Origin of the sequence: Pectobacterium versatile (assembly GCF_020166435.1) — a bacterium.
GTDB lineage: Bacteria > Pseudomonadota > Gammaproteobacteria > Enterobacterales > Enterobacteriaceae > Pectobacterium > Pectobacterium versatile.
The window spans coordinates 43863-60664 of the sequence record NZ_JAINZP010000025.1 but is presented as its reverse complement, the minus strand read 5'-3'; the positions used below and the strand labels follow the sequence as shown (position 1 = coordinate 60664).

At 48.6% G+C, this 16802-nt stretch carries 18 protein-coding genes and 1 pseudogene; 13 read left to right on the top strand and 6 right to left on the bottom strand.

Annotated features, from left to right (window positions below):
- Positions 1 to 84: 84 nt before the first annotated feature.
- Positions 85 to 1638 carry a TerC family protein gene (locus K7X24_RS19485; protein WP_224557745.1) on the bottom strand — a complete coding sequence of 518 codons (1554 nt, stop codon included), beginning with the start codon at positions 1636 to 1638 and terminating at the stop codon, positions 85 to 87.
- 576 nt (positions 1639 to 2214) lie between these two features.
- Between K7X24_RS19485 and manX the strand changes: the two genes are divergently transcribed.
- From manX to mntP, 5 genes are all read left to right on the top strand, one after another.
- Positions 2215 to 3177 (top strand): PTS mannose transporter subunit IIAB, encoded by a 963-nt coding sequence (gene manX, locus K7X24_RS19480; protein WP_224557744.1) that lies wholly within the window; start codon positions 2215 to 2217, stop codon positions 3175 to 3177.
- Positions 3178 to 3373: 196 nt separating this feature from the next.
- Positions 3374 to 4171 carry a PTS mannose/fructose/sorbose transporter subunit IIC gene (locus tag K7X24_RS19475; RefSeq protein ID WP_039300201.1) on the top strand — a complete coding sequence of 266 codons (798 nt, stop codon included), beginning with the start codon at positions 3374 to 3376 and terminating at the stop codon, positions 4169 to 4171.
- Positions 4172 to 4185: 14 nt separating this feature from the next.
- Positions 4186 to 5028: a PTS mannose transporter subunit IID gene (locus K7X24_RS19470; RefSeq protein WP_224557741.1), complete on the top strand. Its 843-nt coding sequence runs from the start codon at positions 4186 to 4188 to the stop codon at positions 5026 to 5028.
- Between the two features lie 78 nt (positions 5029 to 5106).
- A complete protein-coding gene (locus K7X24_RS19465; RefSeq protein ID WP_103940420.1) occupies positions 5107 to 5565 on the top strand; it encodes a DUF986 family protein in 459 nt (152 codons plus the stop codon).
- A 424-nt stretch (positions 5566 to 5989) separates the two neighbouring features.
- Positions 5990 to 6562 carry a manganese efflux pump MntP gene (mntP, locus tag K7X24_RS19460; protein ID WP_224557740.1) on the top strand — a complete coding sequence of 191 codons (573 nt, stop codon included), beginning with the start codon at positions 5990 to 5992 and terminating at the stop codon, positions 6560 to 6562.
- A gap of 67 nt (positions 6563 to 6629) precedes the next feature.
- Here mntP and rlmA read toward each other — a convergent pair whose 3' ends face one another.
- The 3 genes from rlmA to K7X24_RS19445 all read right to left on the bottom strand — a co-directional run bounded on the left by rlmA (position 6630) and on the right by K7X24_RS19445 (position 7935).
- On the bottom strand, positions 6630 to 7460 hold the full coding sequence (gene rlmA, locus K7X24_RS19455; RefSeq protein ID WP_224557730.1) for a 23S rRNA (guanine(745)-N(1))-methyltransferase: 831 nt from the start codon (positions 7458 to 7460) through the stop codon (positions 6630 to 6632).
- Positions 7461 to 7567: 107 nt separating this feature from the next.
- Positions 7568 to 7777 (bottom strand): transcription antiterminator/RNA stability regulator CspE, encoded by a 210-nt coding sequence (gene cspE / locus K7X24_RS19450; protein ID WP_005968829.1) that lies wholly within the window; start codon positions 7775 to 7777, stop codon positions 7568 to 7570.
- A 41-nt stretch (positions 7778 to 7818) separates the two neighbouring features.
- Complete coding sequence (locus tag K7X24_RS19445; protein ID WP_224557728.1) at positions 7819 to 7935, bottom strand: DUF2627 domain-containing protein; 117 nt, start codon at positions 7933 to 7935, stop codon at positions 7819 to 7821.
- 883 nt (positions 7936 to 8818) lie between these two features.
- Here K7X24_RS19445 and K7X24_RS19440 point away from each other — a divergent pair.
- The 5 genes from K7X24_RS19440 to K7X24_RS19420 all read left to right on the top strand — a co-directional run bounded on the left by K7X24_RS19440 (position 8819) and on the right by K7X24_RS19420 (position 13458).
- A complete protein-coding gene (locus K7X24_RS19440) occupies positions 8819 to 9733 on the top strand; it encodes a metal ABC transporter substrate-binding protein (protein WP_224557726.1) in 915 nt (304 codons plus the stop codon).
- Positions 9730 to 10620 (top strand): manganese/iron ABC transporter ATP-binding protein, encoded by an 891-nt coding sequence (locus K7X24_RS19435; RefSeq protein WP_224557724.1) that lies wholly within the window; start codon positions 9730 to 9732, stop codon positions 10618 to 10620. The genes K7X24_RS19440 and K7X24_RS19435 overlap by 4 nt, the downstream gene beginning before the upstream one ends.
- Entirely contained in the window at positions 10620 to 11483 is an 864-nt protein-coding gene (locus K7X24_RS19430; protein ID WP_224557722.1) for a metal ABC transporter permease, read from the top strand. The genes K7X24_RS19435 and K7X24_RS19430 overlap by 1 nt, the downstream gene beginning before the upstream one ends.
- Positions 11480 to 12337 carry a metal ABC transporter permease gene (locus K7X24_RS19425; RefSeq protein WP_103860780.1) on the top strand — a complete coding sequence of 286 codons (858 nt, stop codon included), beginning with the start codon at positions 11480 to 11482 and terminating at the stop codon, positions 12335 to 12337. The genes K7X24_RS19430 and K7X24_RS19425 overlap by 4 nt, the downstream gene beginning before the upstream one ends.
- A gap of 260 nt (positions 12338 to 12597) precedes the next feature.
- The gene (locus K7X24_RS19420; protein WP_224557749.1) at positions 12598 to 13458 is read left to right on the top strand and encodes a fructosamine kinase family protein; all 861 of its coding nucleotides are present in this window, start codon (positions 12598 to 12600) and stop codon (positions 13456 to 13458) included.
- Between the two features lie 70 nt (positions 13459 to 13528).
- Here K7X24_RS19420 and K7X24_RS19415 read toward each other — a convergent pair whose 3' ends face one another.
- Positions 13529 to 14077, bottom strand: coding sequence for a YniB family protein (locus K7X24_RS19415; protein ID WP_044207798.1), 549 nt, complete (start codon positions 14075 to 14077; stop codon positions 13529 to 13531).
- Between the two features lie 186 nt (positions 14078 to 14263).
- Here K7X24_RS19415 and hxpB point away from each other — a divergent pair, with 186 nt between their 5' ends.
- A complete protein-coding gene (hxpB, locus tag K7X24_RS19410) occupies positions 14264 to 14932 on the top strand; it encodes a hexitol phosphatase HxpB (RefSeq protein WP_224557720.1) in 669 nt (222 codons plus the stop codon).
- A 109-nt stretch (positions 14933 to 15041) separates the two neighbouring features.
- Here hxpB and K7X24_RS19405 read toward each other — a convergent pair whose 3' ends face one another.
- Positions 15042 to 15374 (bottom strand): cupin domain-containing protein, encoded by a 333-nt coding sequence (locus K7X24_RS19405; protein WP_198999098.1) that lies wholly within the window; start codon positions 15372 to 15374, stop codon positions 15042 to 15044.
- 307 nt (positions 15375 to 15681) lie between these two features.
- On the opposite strand from K7X24_RS19405, the pseudogene K7X24_RS19400 reads away from it, so the two are divergent.
- Together K7X24_RS19400 and kduD are read left to right on the top strand one after the other, a co-directional pair.
- Positions 15682 to 15891 (top strand): annotated as a pseudogene (locus tag K7X24_RS19400) (5-dehydro-4-deoxy-D-glucuronate isomerase); the annotation flags it as partial.
- Between the two features lie 83 nt (positions 15892 to 15974).
- On the top strand, positions 15975 to 16736 hold the full coding sequence (gene kduD / locus K7X24_RS19395) for a 2-dehydro-3-deoxy-D-gluconate 5-dehydrogenase KduD (RefSeq protein WP_044207793.1): 762 nt from the start codon (positions 15975 to 15977) through the stop codon (positions 16734 to 16736).
- Positions 16737 to 16802: the final 66 nt, after the last annotated feature.

The following is a 16802-nucleotide window of genomic DNA, read 5'->3' as shown; positions in this document are numbered from 1 at the left end:
GTTACGGCTACCTTCAAAAGCTTAACTGACAAGCATTATGCCATTGTCGGGGCTTTTTTGTGCAATTAGCTCATGCGGTTCTAATTACGCGTCTTCATCATCTTGCTCGACGATGCGTTCTACACGCACCAATTCAATACGGTATTCGGAAACCTCGATGATATGGAAACGCAGATGGTACAGCTCGATGATAGCACCGACTTTCGGGAACTCATCACTATGCGCCAACAGCATCCCCGCCAGTGAAGCGTACTCTTCCTTCGGGTCAACCAGATCGCTGCTATCCACTACCTGTTGCAAAGCGTGCAAATCCGTTCCGCCTTTCACCAGCCAGCCTTCGCCGTCCGGAATAATATCCAACGTTTCGTCTTCATCTGGGAATTCACCCGCAATCGCTTCCAGCACATCCAGCGGCGTTACCAACCCTTGCACCACACCAAATTCATTGGCGATGATCACCAGGCTACCTTTCGCACGACGCAGGACGGGCAGCAGATTAATCACATCCAGCGTTTCCGGCACCACAATTGGCGAGTTAGCCGCGGCAAAGCTCTCTACATCGGTCTGTGTTTCCAGCGCCACCAGCAGATCTTTAGCACGGACCACGCCGATAATTTCATCCAGCGACCCGCGACAGATTGGGAACAGACTGTGAGGCGTATCCAGCAATTGCATACGGATCTGTTCGACAGAACTTGCACTATCCACCCAGGAAATTTCAGTCCGCGGCGTCATCACGCTTCGCAGTGAACGCGAGGCTAACGTCAGCACACCGCTGATCATATTGCGCTCTTCTTCGGCGAATTCCTCTATTGTGAGCTTCTTCTGCGGTTCATCCGCATCCACGTCGTCCGTGTTTTTCCGTGAGCCCATCAGGCGCAGAATGGCCTCTGCGGTACGTTCACGCAAAGGACGGTGCGACTGATGCTTCATAAAGTTATGACGGGCAATCTGGTTAAACATTTCGATCAGAATAGAGAAGCCAATCGCCGCGTACAGATAACCTTTCGGAATATGGAAGCCAAGACCTTCCGCCATCAGGCTCAAACCAATCATCAGCAAGAAGCTGAGACACAGGACAACCACCGTTGGATGCTCGTTGACAAAGTTGGTCAACGGTTTAGAAGCAATCAGCATGACGCCCATTGCGATGATCACCGCCGTCATCATGACGCCCAGATGATCTACCATGCCCACCGCAGTAATCACAGCATCCAGTGAAAACACAGCGTCCAGCACGACGATCTGTGCCACCACGGCCCAGAAACTGGCGTGGGCGCGATTCCCGTTGCCATCGTGCGTTTTATTCTCTAGCCGTTCATGCAACTCCATCGTGGCTTTGAACAGCAGGAACACACCGCCGAACAGCAAAATCAGGTCACGACCCGAGAAGCTGAAATCGCCAAGGCTAAACAGTGGACGCGTCAGTGTGACCATCCAAGAAATCAAAGACAACAGCCCCAGACGCATTAACAGCGCCAAGCTTAAACCGATAATGCGGGCTTTATCTCGCTGTTTGGGAGGTAATTTATCCGCCAAAATGGCGATAAACACCAAATTATCGATACCCAGAACAATTTCCAGTACCACCAGCGTCAATAAACCTGCCCAGATTGAAGGATCTAGCAAAAATTCCATGTCAGACTCCAGAAAATGAACGAGCAGATGACATCAATGAATAATGAGCCGCATTGAATGGTAATAAAAAGAGTTGGTGTGAATCAGAGAGATTCTGAATGTGGTCTGAGTGACCAACTGAGTACAGAAAACCGCCAGCATTAGCGGGAAAACAGAGAACGTTTTGTCGGTGACAGTCCATGGGAAGGGCTGATGCCCGGTGCTCCTAAGCAATTTGAGGGATGTTTACTTTAACAGGTTGTTACCAATTTTCACAAAGAATTTCTTAGACCAGCCTCGCATTGATAACATGCTAAAATTTACATATTTCGCTTACACCAATTTTAGCCCTCAGCTTAACTGGTCAGCATTAGAGCATCATCACACTATTTATTTTTTCGATAAGTAAAATAAATCTGTCCGTCACAATTTCTCGCCTGACAACGTGGAGGAACGCAGTGAATGTCATGAATCCACGGTAAAATTTTTTCTTGCAGCCATACTAATACCACGACGGTTAACGTTGAGCGACTTAACGCTAACCCGGTTTCCTGACACATTGACTCTTTTTTGATCGTGAACGTGAGGAGGTAGCAAGTGAGTATTGCAATCATGTTATGCACTCACGGCGCCACTGCGGGACCGCTGTTAAAGACAGCAGAAATGATTCTTGGCGAGCAAAGTAATGTCGCCTGGATTGATTTCGTTCCTGGAGAAAACGCCGAAACATTGATAGAAAAATATCAGGAAAAACTCACGCAGTTAGACACATCACAAGGCGTGCTGTTTCTCGTTGATACCTGGGGCGGCAGCCCGTTCAACGCCGCCAGCCGCCTCGTCACCGACAAAGAAAACCATGATGTTATCGCTGGCGTGAATATTCCCATGCTAGCGGAAACCTTTATGGCTCGGGATGATAACCCGTCCTTCTCCGATCTGGTTTCTATCGCGTTGGAAGCTGGTAGAGATGGCGTAAAAGCCCTGAAACATCAGGAAAAAGCCAAAGTAGCCCCCCCTTCTCCTCCACCGCCCCCAAAAGCAGTCCCCACACCGGCAGGACCCGGCGAACATATGAAGATTGGGTTGGCTCGTATCGACGACCGTCTGATTCATGGTCAGGTCGCCACCCGCTGGACGAAAGAAACCAATGTTTCGCGCATTATTGTTGTCAGCGATGAAGTTGCTGCCGATCATGTGCGTAAAACGTTGCTGACTCAAGTTGCGCCACCGGGCGTTACCGCGCACGTGGTGGATGTGGCAAAGGCCGTTCGTGTTTATGACAATCCGAAATATGCCGCCGACCGCGTGATGCTGTTGTTCACCAATCCGACGGATGTATTAACGCTGATCGAAAATGGCGTAAACATCACCTCGGTTAATATTGGTGGGATGGCATTCAAACAGGGGAAAACGCAGGTGAATAATGCTGTCTCTATCGATGAGAAGGATATTGCGGCATTCCATGAATTAGATAAACGCGGTATTGAATTGGAGGTTCGAAAAGTATCAACCGATTCCCAGATTAAAATGATGGACTTGATTAACAAAATGCCGCGTTGATACCTATCGTGCTGCGAAGGTTATTAACGCTACTGTCACCATCAATAATAGTTTTATAGACCTGACGATTTTCAAGATAGGTATTTATGTCGATATTGAAAAGCTTTATGTCGACATGGAAAACTTTACGTTGACCTTGAAAAACAACGGGGATGGCGATTTATTTTACTCAGACACATTTTATAGGAGAAGTACGATGGAGATTACCACACTTCAAATTGTGCTGATATTTCTCGTCGCATGTGTTTCGGGGATGGGTTCGATTCTTGATGAATTCCAGTTCCACCGTCCACTCGTCGCTTGTACGCTGATTGGCGCAGTATTAGGTGATTTAAAAACCGGGATCATTATTGGCGGTACGCTGGAAATGATCGCGTTAGGCTGGATGAACATCGGTGCAGCCGTAGCACCAGATGCGGCGCTGGCGTCCATTATCTCAACCATTCTGGTTATTGCTGGCGGTCAAGGGATTGGTGCTGGGATTGCTCTGGCGATTCCGCTTGCGGCAGCCGGGCAAGTCTTAACCATCATTGTTCGTACCATCACAGTTGCGTTCCAGCATGCGGCAGACAGCGCGGCAGAGCGAGGTAATCTCACGGCTATCAGTTGGATTCACGTTTCTGCCTTACTGCTGCAAGCCATGCGTATCGCGATTCCTGCAGTGATCGTTGCCGTTTCCGTTGGCACCGACGCCGTTCACGCCCTGCTCAACTCCATCCCAGACGTTGTCACCAACGGCTTGAATATCGCCGGTGGGATGATCGTTGTTGTCGGTTACGCGATGGTCATCAACATGATGCGCGCGGGTTACCTGATGCCGTTCTTCTATCTTGGTTTCGTTACCGCTGCCTTCACTGAGTTCAATCTGGTGGCTCTGGGCGTAATCGGTATTGTGATGGCGGTGCTGTATATCCAACTCAGCCCGAAATATAACAAGGTTCAAGGCCAGTCTGTCGCATCAGGCAATAACGGTCTTGATAACGAACTGGATTAACAGGAGTGAGAAAAATGGTCGAAAATACGAAAGTCAAAAAACTCACTGCTAGCGATATCCGTGCAGTGTTTATCCGTTCCAATCTGTTTCAAGGTTCCTGGAACTTTGAACGTATGCAGGCACTCGGCTTCTGTTTTTCCATGGTGCCGGTGATTCGCCGTCTTTATCCTGAAAACTCGGAAGAACGTAAACAAGCGATCAAGCGCCATTTGGAGTTTTTCAATACGCAGCCTTTTGTTGCCGCTCCGATACTCGGCGTTACGATGGCGATGGAAGAGCAACGTGCTAACGGCGCTCCCATTGATGACGCAGCGATAAACGGTCTGAAAGTCGGGCTGATGGGGCCGCTGGCTGGCGTCGGCGACCCGATATTCTGGGGCACTGCCCGTCCGGTCTTCGCCGCACTAGGCGCAGGGATTGCGATGAGCGGCAGCCTGTTGGGGCCCGTCCTCTTCTTCGTCCTATTTAACTTGGTTCGCCTGTTGGTGCGTTACTATGGCGTCGCCTATGGCTACCGCAAGGGGATCGATATCGTCAGCGATATGGGCGGCGGTTTCCTGCAAAAAATGACCGAAGCGGCCTCTATCCTCGGCTTGTTCGTCATGGGGGCATTGGTCAATAAATGGACTCACGTCAACATCCCGATGGTGGTGTCGACAGTGACGAATCAGAACGGGGAAACCACGGTGACCACCGTTCAATCCATCCTTGACCAGCTCATGCCGGGGCTCGTTCCCCTACTGCTGACGTTCGGCTGTATGTGGTTGTTACGGCGCAAGGTAAATGCGCTGTGGCTGATTATGGGCTTCTTCGCTATTGGTATCTTCGGGTACTGGATCGGTCTGCTCGGCGTGTAATGTTCAATGGCCGGGTGCCAATACGCCCGGCCATTGTTATTCACGGACACAAATAGTTAACGGACAAGGGTAATACGGATGACGATGACGGATATCACGCTGGTGGTGTTGATTGCATTAGCACTGGTTTATGCCATCTACGATGAGTTCATCATGGATAAACTCAAAGGGAAAACGCAGCTCCTCGTCCCCTTAAAGCGGATGAATCGACTCGATACGCTGATTTTTATCGGCTTAGTCGGCATTCTTATTTATCAGAATGTGATGAGCAATGGTGCCATTATCACCACCTATCTTTTGATTTCTCTGGCCTTCATGGCGTGCTATCTAGCTTATATTCGCCGTCCCAAACTGGTTTTTAAATCAACCGGATTCTTTTATGCGAATATATTCATTCCTTATATCAGAATTAAAAATATGAATTTATCTGAGGATGGCGTATTAGTTATCGAACTTGAGAAGCGTCGTTTATTGATACAGGTTGCACAGCTCGACGATTTAGAGAGAATATATAAATTTATGATTGAAAATCAATGAGGTAAGTTTACCTTTAAATTATTTAAAATAACGTTAGCTATACACCTCATGTTTAGATGGTATTTTAACCACAATAACTCTGTCGTTATTTTATACGATTCCTCATTACCAATCACTAAATGAAAATAATTATCAATTGCATTATTAACACTTAAAACTTTTAGTGTTGTTTGCACCATAAATAATATGGTAAGGTTGCGCCGTCATTGGGGAGTAGCCGATTTCTGATTAGTCATTATTCATAGTAACTCGTCAGAAATGCTCGTATCAACATACTCGTTCTATCTCCATATTATCGGAGCATAAACGTGGTGCGGGCGGCCAAGCGTGATTGGCAGGCGAGACCATAGACACGTGGCATCATCTATCGGGTTGGAGATGATCTGCGTGGATATGGTTAATCGTCCAGCCGAGGCTACTTAAAATGAACATGTCAGCAACACTTATCCTAGCATTTGGTATGTCAATGGATGCCTTCGCCGCGTCAATTGGTAAAGGTGCCGTACTGCATAATCCCCGTTTCCGCGATGCCATTCGTACCGGCCTTATCTTTGGTGTTATCGAAGCTATCACCCCGCTCATCGGCTGGGCACTTGGCTTTTTTGCCAGCCAATATATTCTCGAATGGGATCACTGGGTTGCCTTTACCCTGTTACTGATTCTGGGTGGCCGCATGATCGTTGAGGGACTCAAAGGTTCTTCAGACTGCCGCTGCGAAAAAGTCAAAAACCATAGTCTGGCACTGCTAGTTTGTACCGCGGTTGCCACCAGCTTGGATGCCATGGCAATTGGCGTCGGGTTAGCTTTTCTTCAGGTCAATATTTTCCATACCGCCATGGTCATTGGCTGTGCCACCATGATTATGGTCACGCTCGGAATGATGATTGGCCGCTATATCGGCCCGATTCTCGGTAAAAAAGCAGAAATTATGGGTGGGCTGGTTCTGATTGGTATCGGCTGTAATATCCTGTATGAACACCTCGGCTACGCCGCCTGATATACCCGTCATACTTCAGATCAACGGGCAACCCGACTATCGTGCTGCCCGTTTTTATTCTTCCCGATCACACGATAGCATCGTTCTCAACACGCTGATGCAGGCGGATAATAAAATCTGTTTCACAGTTAAACAATATGGTTGCTTGCAACCGCTCGCTGACTTCTGGTGTTGCCCGCCAGGCAAAGGGCGTCATGTGTAATAGCGCTGCTGCCTCACTCCCAGATAGCTGCATTGGATACGCGATCGCCTGCTGATCCATAAGCTGAAAACCTACGAGCATTTCATCTTTGCTCGGGTGCAATAGCACCTCATCGTAAACTTCCGCCTTTAGTTGATAAAGATGTCGTGGGCCCGGAGACACCGTCACCACCCAACCACCAACCTTAATGGTGCGCTGTAGCTCCGCGTCATTACACGGTGCGTAAATTTTTACCACAGCATCAAGGGATTCGTCGCGAAAAGGCAGTCTCTGGCTGGATGCAACGCAAAACTCAACGTTTTCATATCGCTTTGCCGCGCGCTGAATCGCCGCTTTGGACACATCCAGTCCGTAGATCGTCATCGTTCTGTGCGATATAAGACGATGCGCCAGCTCCGCGGTGTAATACCCTTCACCACAGCCGATATCTAACAGCGCAGCAGCGTCATCTGCCACAATAGTATCAACACGTTGCGCCACGACTTCGCGTAACGGTTGATAGTGGCCAGCCTCCAAAAAGCTGCGCCGAGCCTGCATCATTTCCGCACTATCGCCAGGTTGCTTCGAGCGCTTAAACTGTACTGGCAGCAGGTTGACGTACCCTTCTTTCGCGCAGTCAAAGCTATGTTTACCACACGTCCATTGCCGCGGGTGTCGCTCCAGAGGTAACTGGCATAGCGGACACTGATAACTCATCGGCACATTTTCCTCATTAAAAATGTTTTCATTGCATCACAGGTGCAGATAAAACGCAGACAACAAAAAACCCGCACCATGGCGGGTTTTGCAACAGAGCTGTAAAACTACAGCGCAGTGACGTTTACTGCGGAAGGACCTTTCTGGCCATCCTGAATTTCGAATTCTACGTTCTGGCCTTCAGCCAGAGTTTTGAAGCCGTTGCCTTGAATTGCAGAGAAGTGTACGAATACATCTTTGCTGCCGTCAGCAGGAGTGATGAAACCAAAGCCTTTAGACTCGTTGAACCACTTAACCTGACCTTTAATCTTTGCCATTTCAAATATTTCCTTTAATTGTTTAAACCGCCCAAAAGGCGTTATACAGACAAACCAGAGTCGTTACTGCTTGAGGCACTAAGATAAGGATCGGCAGAGAAGCAGCATGCAACGCTAAAGGTTGTATTTAAGTCTTCTTTACTGAAAATGCCATTCATATACAGAACTGTACCTCGTTTTACCCAGAATCGTTATTACACACTCTGTAAACGATGGCAAGGCATTTTTTATCGGTCGTGGACATGCCGCACAAATTCACGCCATTACTGATTCATTAATACACGATAGCACTACCTGACATCTATATTTACAGGCATCTTTTGATGCCACACAATAAACACTCTTTGGATTCAATTATGCAATAAGAATACCCTACAGCTGTCACAACGCTGAAAAAAAAAGCCCATGCAATTATAACAAAAAGCTATAATTGGCATGCTTATATCAATGTTTAAAATCAATTGTCGGTTTTATGCTATCTATGGCTTTTGCATTAATACATTACATAATGAATATTATTTATAACCTAATTGTTTTGCCTCGCTGGGAATTAACTTGTTTGAATCAAAAAAGCTAGTAACACCACAAGAAAAGTCAATAACACTATACTTGCCAACTTCCAGCGTCGTTCTGATTTAGTACTCATATCACTCACAATCCTTTCGTATTAAAAATCCAGAGGTATCACTTACATTATTTATGGTTTATCGGCAGCCATCGAGGTTTTTTTAAGGCTATATCATTTTTTTCCCGTTTTTTGATATAAGCCTTACCATGTGTGCACCAGACCATCATCGTTACCGTTAGACTTTCGTTGTAACCTTAAGTACGATTCATTAAATTAAAGCAATATTCCTGTTACCAAAGGAGCATGATGCATTCCTTACCCGCGCAAGCGCGTGCTACGTGCCTGCGAACAGTGACTTCTTGTGTCATGAGACACCCCTCTATATTGACTCCACGCTCTTCTGTGCCCCTTGACTTAAATGATATTGATAATTATTCTCAAATAATATTTTCACGGTTTGTAAGGATATCCGCATGATTGGCTTTCACATCCCTTTGTCTGCCCTGTTTCGCCGTGTTGCACTGCCGTGCTCATTGCTGCTTTTAGCCAGCACATCCGCTCAAGCGACTGAAAAACTCAAAGTCATTACCACCTTTACTATCATTCAGGATATTGCCCAGAACATAGCGGGAGATGCCGCAACGGTCGAATCCATCACTAAACCCGGCGCAGAGATTCATGATTATCAACCAACACCGCGTGATATCGTGAAGACACAGTCTGCACAACTGGTGCTGTGGAACGGCATGAATCTCGAACGCTGGTTTACTCGCTTTTTCGAGAACGTAAAAAACGTCCCCTCAGTTGTGGTGACAGAAGGCATCACACCGCTTCCTATCCGTGAAGGTGCCTACAATGGCAACCCAAACCCGCATGCCTGGATGTCTCCCTCCAATGCATTAATCTATATCGAAAATATCCGTAAAGGTCTGGTTCAAGCCGATCCGACCAATGCAGAGACGTATAACCGTAACGCGAAAGCCTATGCCGAAAAAATCAATGCTCTCGACACTCCGCTGCGTGAGCGTCTCTCCCGTATCCCAGTGCAGCAGCGTTGGTTAGTGACCAGCGAAGGCGCATTTAGCTATCTGGCGAAAGATTACCAGTTTAATGAAGTTTATCTCTGGCCAATCAACGCCGATGAACAAGGCTCACCGCAGCAGGTACGTCGGGTGATCGATACCGTGCGTGAGAAGGCCATTCCTGTAGTCTTCAGCGAAAGCACCGTTTCCGATAAGCCAGCAAAACAGGTCAGCAAAGAAACGGGGGCGAAATATGGCGGCGTGTTGTATGTTGATTCGTTGTCTACGGAAAAAGGCCCTGTGCCAACCTATATCGACCTGTTAAAAGTGACGGTGGAAACCATCGCTAAAGGATTTAATCAATGAGTAGTGATCGAGCCGTACAGTCATTAGAAGTCAATGATGTTTCGGTTACTTACAGCAACGGGCATCAGGCCATTCGCCACGCTTCGTTTTCTCTGAGCGGCGGTACGATTTGCGCCTTGGTTGGCGTAAACGGCAGCGGAAAATCGACGTTGTTCAAAAGCATCATGGGGTTGGTCAAACCCACCTCAGGGCAGGTACTGCTCAACCAGCAACCGATCTACCAAGCGCTGAAACAGAATCTGGTTGCCTATGTTCCACAAACGGAAGACGTAGACTGGAATTTCCCCGTTTTGGTTTCCGACGTAGTCATGATGGGCCGCTATGGGAGGATGAATTTCCTGCGCATCCCCAGCAAACAAGACCGCACTATTGTGGCGGAATCGCTGGAGCGCGTCGGGCTATCGACGCTGCAACATCGTCAGATCGGTGAACTGTCCGGTGGACAGAAAAAACGCGTCTTTTTGGCGCGGGCGCTGGCTCAACAAGGCAGTGTGTTGCTGCTGGATGAGCCTTTTACTGGCGTAGACGTTAAAACAGAGAACGCCATTATCGATCTGCTTCGCACCTTGCGTGATGAAGGGCATTTGATTCTGGTGGCAACCCATAACCTCGGTAGCGTTCCTGAGTTTTGTGACAACGTTATTTTGGTTAATCGCACCGTTTTAGCCGCAGGACCGACGCACAGCACCTTTACCCAAAGCAATTTGGAGAAAACGTTCGGCGGTGTTCTGCGACACATCAACCTCGGAGGTTCTCATCTTCACGATGATGATGATGTCCGCTCGGTGACAGTGTTGACAGACGATGAGCGTCCTGCCGTGTTCTATGGATCGACCAAGAGCGATCCTCCTGCGTCACGCGTAATACCGGAGGAGAAAAAGCCCTGATGATCGATATCCTGTTGCAGCCATTCAGCTATAACTACATGGTCAAGGCGATCTGGGTCAGCGCGATTGTCGGCGGCGTGTGTGCTTTTCTTTCGGCGTACCTGATGCTGAAAGGCTGGTCGTTGATGGGCGATGCGCTCTCCCACTCTGTCGTCCCCGGTGTTGCAGGAGCCTATGCTCTGGGCCTGCCCTACGCGGCGGGTGCATTTTTTACCGGTATGCTTGCCGCACTGGCAATGACGCTCATCCGCCACATTACCCGATTGCGCGAAGATGCGATTATCGGCTTTATTTTCTCAACGTTTTTCGCTGTCGGCCTGCTGATTATTTCACTCAACCCGACATCGGTTAACGTGCAGTCCATCATTTTCGGCAATATTTTGGGCATCGCCGACGAAGATGTCCTGCAAGTTGAAATCATCATTGGCGTGACGTTCGTGATTCTCTGCCTACTGTGGAAGGATCTGCTGGCCGTGTTCTTTGATGAGAACCATGCCCGCTCGATCGGTCTTTCCCCGCTGAAGCTGAAAATTCTGTTCTTTACGCTGCTGAGTGCCTGTACGGTCGCAGCACTGCAAACTGTCGGCGCAATTTTGGTAATTGCGATGGTGATTACACCAGGTGCCACCGCTTACCTGCTCACCGATCGATTTGGTCGTCTGGTTGTGCTTTCTATTGCTCTGGGCGCGATCACCAGCGCGGTCGGGGCGTACCTGAGCTTCTTCCTTGATGGTGCAACCGGCGGCGTGATTGTCACATTGCAAACCGTCGTCTTCCTGTTGGCATTTGTCTTTGCACCCAAGCATGGGTTGCTGGCCTCTCGCCGCCTGCGGTTACGCGATCAATCAGGAGATGCATTATGACGCTCATTAGCTGGCTCATCGATCCTCTGTCCTATCCGTTCATGCAGCGTGCACTACTTGCCGCCGTCGTCACTGGTACGGTCTGCGCGGTGCTGTCGTGCTATCTGGTGCTGAAAGGTTGGTCGCTAATGGGTGATGCCATTTCCCATGCCGTGTTGCCCGGTATCGTTGTCGCATTTTTACTGGGGATCCCGCTGGTCATCGGAGCTTTCGTTTCCGGTATTTTTTGTGCGGTAGCGACGGGATACGTGAAAGAACACAGTAGGGTTAAAGAAGACACGGTCATGGGGATCATCTTTTCTGGCATGTTCGCGTTGGGGCTCGTGATGTTTGCGCGCATCGATACCGATCAGCACCTGAACCATATTCTGTTTGGTAACGTGCTGGGCATCACTCAGCAAGAGCTGACGCAAATCTTACTGATTGCCGGAGTGACCCTAGCCATCATTTTATTGAAACGGCGAGATTTCATGCTGTACTGCTTCGATCCCAATCATGCCCGCGTTATCGGCCTGCCCGTTAAGCTGCTGCATTACGGATTGCTGAGCCTGCTGGCGATGACCATTGTCGCATCCTTGCAGGCCGTCGGCGTTATTCTGGTTATCGCGATGCTAATTGCACCGGGCATTATTGCCTTCATGGTCTGTAAGCGCTTCGAACGGATGGTTATCGTCGCCACGCTGGTTTCCGTCATTTCCTGTATTGCTGGCACCCTGATCAGCTTCTACATCGATGGCGCAACAGGCCCTTGCATCGTCATCGTTCAGGCACTGTTCTTTACGCTAGCACTGACCTACCACCAGCTTAAATTGCGTCGTCAGGCAACATCTCAGGTTGTCACCGACACGCTGTAATCCTCACGCCCTCAGTCTTTTAGCATGACGTAACCGTCGGTTACGTCATCAATCCGCTATTTCATTACCTTATCTAACGGATTGAGCGTCATCCTAACCCCGCTATTTTTAATTATGACTATACTTGTTTCTCGCTATCTCGACCTATCGGTTATCACTGTGCGATAGATTCCATTTTTATTGTGCACAATGGATTACCGTAAATGAATCACCCCAGTGAACAGCATCGTATCGGGCAATATCAACGGGAGGATGACCTTATGTGGCAAGCTATCAGCCGACTTTTGGAAGAGCATCACGGTACTGCGGATATTCAGGAACACCGCGAATTGTCTGGCGGTGAAATACACCCAGCCTGGTACGTCCGCTACGGCGAGCATGACGTTTTCGTAAAATGCGATAGTCACGAAATGCTGGCTAAATTCACTGCTGAAGCCGATCAGCTTCACTTACTGAGCCGCAGCAATACGGTTCGTGTGCCTGAGGTCTATGGCGTCGGTAGCTCACGTGATTACAGTTTTCTGCTTCTGCAACATCTGCCCGTCAAACCGTTAGATGCCCACAGCGCCTGGTGTCTGGGCGAACAATTAGCACGTCTCCACCAGTGGAGCGAGCAGCCGCAATTTGGGCTGGATTTTGATAACGACCTCTCGACCACGCCGCAGCCAAACAGCTGGCAACGACGCTGGGCTACCTTTTTTGCCGAACAACGAATCGGCTGGCAATTACAGCTAGCGGCGGAAAAAGGGATGCATTTCGGCCACATTGAAACGCTGATCGCACGCGTCGATGAACGTCTCGCAGGGCATCAACCTCAGCCGTCGCTCTTGCACGGTGATTTGTGGCCGGATAATTGTGCGAATAGCCAGGATGGGGGGTATCTGTTCGATCCTGCTTGCTATTGGGGGGACAGAGAGTGTGATTTGGCAATGCTGCCACGCTATCCCACCCTGCCCGCACAGATTTATGATGGTTACCAAAGCGTATGGCCGCTGGATAAAGGCTTTATCGATCGCCAACCCATTTACCAGATTTACTATCTACTTAACCGTGCTAATCTTTTCGGCGGCAAGCATATAGTTGAGGCACAACAGCTCATCGAGCGGCAATTGCTGATCTAATACGGAAAATTTGATCTAAGGTAGGCAGGACATTTCAGCGTCTGGCGCAATCGTTGCGCCAGACCGTCAATCAGACTGGCAACCCGAGTAAACGTAACACCAAGTAGCCAATACCCGCGATAATCACTGGCAGGATATAAAGCGGAAAGAATTGCACAAAAATCGAGTGTCCAGGAACAATAACACGTGATTCCAGCGTCTCACGCGTATTCCCACCATCACCTTTCATTTTTTCCAGAATCAGTTGATCTTCAATGCCTTCCTTAATGGTCTTCGCCTGACGTGACATCCGGGCACCCGAAACCTGTAAAGCCAAGCCAATAAAAATCAGGATGTAGATCAGCCAAAACATCAGCGTCGCCCCACTGAAAAAACGCGTGAAATCCGGTACTGGCGAGTTGTACCAAAAAATGTTCAGGAAAGGCGTATTAAAGCGCACCATGTCGACCATCAGATGCACAAAATCCAGAAGAACAGCATCAATGCCCTGTTTTTTCTGGGTATAAGCGTAGAGATAATTAGCTAGCGAGACGAAGGTTGAAAGCAGCGCGGGAATAAAAAGGATCCATCCGGCAATGCGTTTAACGACGGCAATACGGCCAGCCTGTTGATACGTCATGAGAACCCCTTCTTAGCGACGCAACATCGGTAATGTATCGTTTTAGTACGACGGGTAGCCTACTGTAACTTTACGCGCAGTCAACACTTTATCTCCCGCACCACCTGAGTAGTCCCCTGCAACTCGACTTATTAGGGTATAGTTTATCAGTAAATGTTCTTTTTCTTTGCTGACGGAGCCAGTGGTATGTCCTTTGATTCTTCTATTATACGAGCGGCGATTTTCGATATGGATGGGCTGCTGATTGATTCAGAACCGTTGTGGGACAAGGCCGAACTGGAGGTTATTGCCTCGCTTGGCGTAGACATTTCACTACGAGAATCCATGAAAGATACTTTGGGTTTACGCATCGATATGGTGGTCGAACTCTGGTATCAGCGTTCTCCCTGGGCGACCCCCGCCCGGGACGAGGTTGTCCGCCGTATTATCGATCGCGCGATTGAACTTGTTGCCGAACAGCGCCCCCTTCTGCCCGGCGTCGAACATGCACTGCAACTGTGCCGTGAACAGAATCTCAAAATTGGACTAGCTTCCGCTTCGCCGCTCCGCATGCAGCAGCAGGTGCTGCGAATGTTTAACTTGGAACACTACTTTGATGTCCTAATGTCAGCCGAGACACTGCCGTATAGCAAGCCTCATCCGGAGGTGTATTTGAATGCAGCAAACAGACTCGGCGTTCCTCCGACACAATGTGTGACGCTGGAAGATTCGGTGAACGGTATGATCGCAACCAAAGCAGCACGCATGCGTTCAATCGTTATTCCACAGGCTGAGTTTCGCGATGACGCTCGCTGGGTGCTGGCAGACGATAAGCTGGATTCCCTGAATCAGCTGACCGCTGAACATGTAGTCTAGGGATTTAGGAGTAGGAATTAGAAATAAAGAAGTAGAAGAATAGAAAAGCAGACATCGTGGGATATGACGAAAGCGTGGCCAGTCTATCGGCTGACCACGCTTTGAGGCATTACAGGAAATCAGCTCGCTTAGGCGAGAAAGCATCGATCAGGACGCTGCCGTCTTCCAGCGAGACCACACCGTGCATCTCGTTTTTCACTGCCAGATAAGCATCGCCCGTTTTCAGGATACGTTTCTCACCTTCGATCTCGACTTCAAAGCTGCCAGCGGCAACATAAGCAATCTGATCGTGAATTTCATGGAAGTGCGGCGTACCAATCGCATCTTTATCAAAATGCACGTAAACCATCATTAGCTCATCGCTCCAGGTCATGATTTTACGTTTAATGCCACCGCCCAGCTCTTCCCATGGCGTTTCATCATCAATAAAGTATCTTCTCATCATCTCTCTCCTCTAACGCTCTTTATTGCCATACCTTCTATTGCGCCAACAAACCGTGTACGACAACGAGTGTATGACTATGGATTGCGACATTTTAGCCACATCAGTACCAGAAGAAACATAAAATAAGCAAAACCATGACGGCCCTCAAGAAATAAATAAAACATTATTTCATTTTTATTGAATTCACATCCCATCCAAACTATCATCCCGCATAACAAGAAAGAACCGGGCAGTTTGAGGAACAGGTGACGTTGTCACTGCCACGCAACACCATCTGTTTCGCCCGGCGCTTTCACCAAGAACGGTTAGTAATGAAACAGCAGTTTTCCACATGATGGGCAGCAGCAGGAAACCCGTCATTAGAGTAATAAAAAACGAGCGGGCGGTGATTTCACCGATCTGGTCGATGCATTCCGGTGTTAGCACCAGACGCTACACCTTTATCTGGGGCATGGTTGGCGATAATCAAGTTTTCGGTGACATGGATCACGTCAAGGTTAGCGAGTTACGTTAATCGCTTTCAACCGGAATTACCGATGTTCCCTACAGTAACAGCTAACGACTAAGTATTTTGTCGCTTATAGAGAGATTACAGATATGATTTTAAATTCTTTTGATTTGCAAGGTAAAGTTGCTCTGATCACGGGTTGTGATACGGGTTTGGGTCAAGGCATGGCTATCGGTCTGGCACAAGCAGGCTGTGATATCGTCGGCGTCAACATCGTTGAACCTAAAGACACTATCGAGAAAGTCACCGCACTGGGACGCCGTTTCCTGAGCCTGACTGCCGACATGAGCAATGTCTCTGGTCATGCAGAGCTGGTAGAGAAAGCTGTTGCTGAATTTGGTCACGTTGACATTCTGGTCAACAACGCCGGTATCATCCGTCGTGAAGATGCGATCGAGTTCAGCGAGAAAAACTGGGACGACGTAATGAACCTGAACATTAAGAGCGTTTTCTTTATGTCTCAGACCGTTGCTCGCCAGTTCATCAAGCAAGGTAAAGGCGGTAAGATCATCAACATCGCTTCTATGCTGTCCTTCCAGGGTGGTATCCGCGTACCTTCTTATACCGCATCAAAAAGCGCCGTTATGGGTGTAACCCGTCTGATGGCGAACGAGTGGGCAAAACACGGTATCAACGTCAACGCAATTGCACCGGGATATATGGCTACCAACAATACCCAGCAACTGCGCGCTGATGAAGAACGCAGCAAAGAAATTCTGGATCGTATCCCAGCTGGCCGTTGGGGTTTGCCACAGGATCTGATGGGCCCATCCGTCTTCCTGGCATCCAGCGCATCTGATTACATCAATGGTTACACGATTGCCGTTGATGGTGGCTGGCTGGCTCGCTAAGGGAAACCTTTCTTAGCGGCATTTCGCCAACCTACGATAAAAAGCACAATTTCGGTTGTGCTTTTT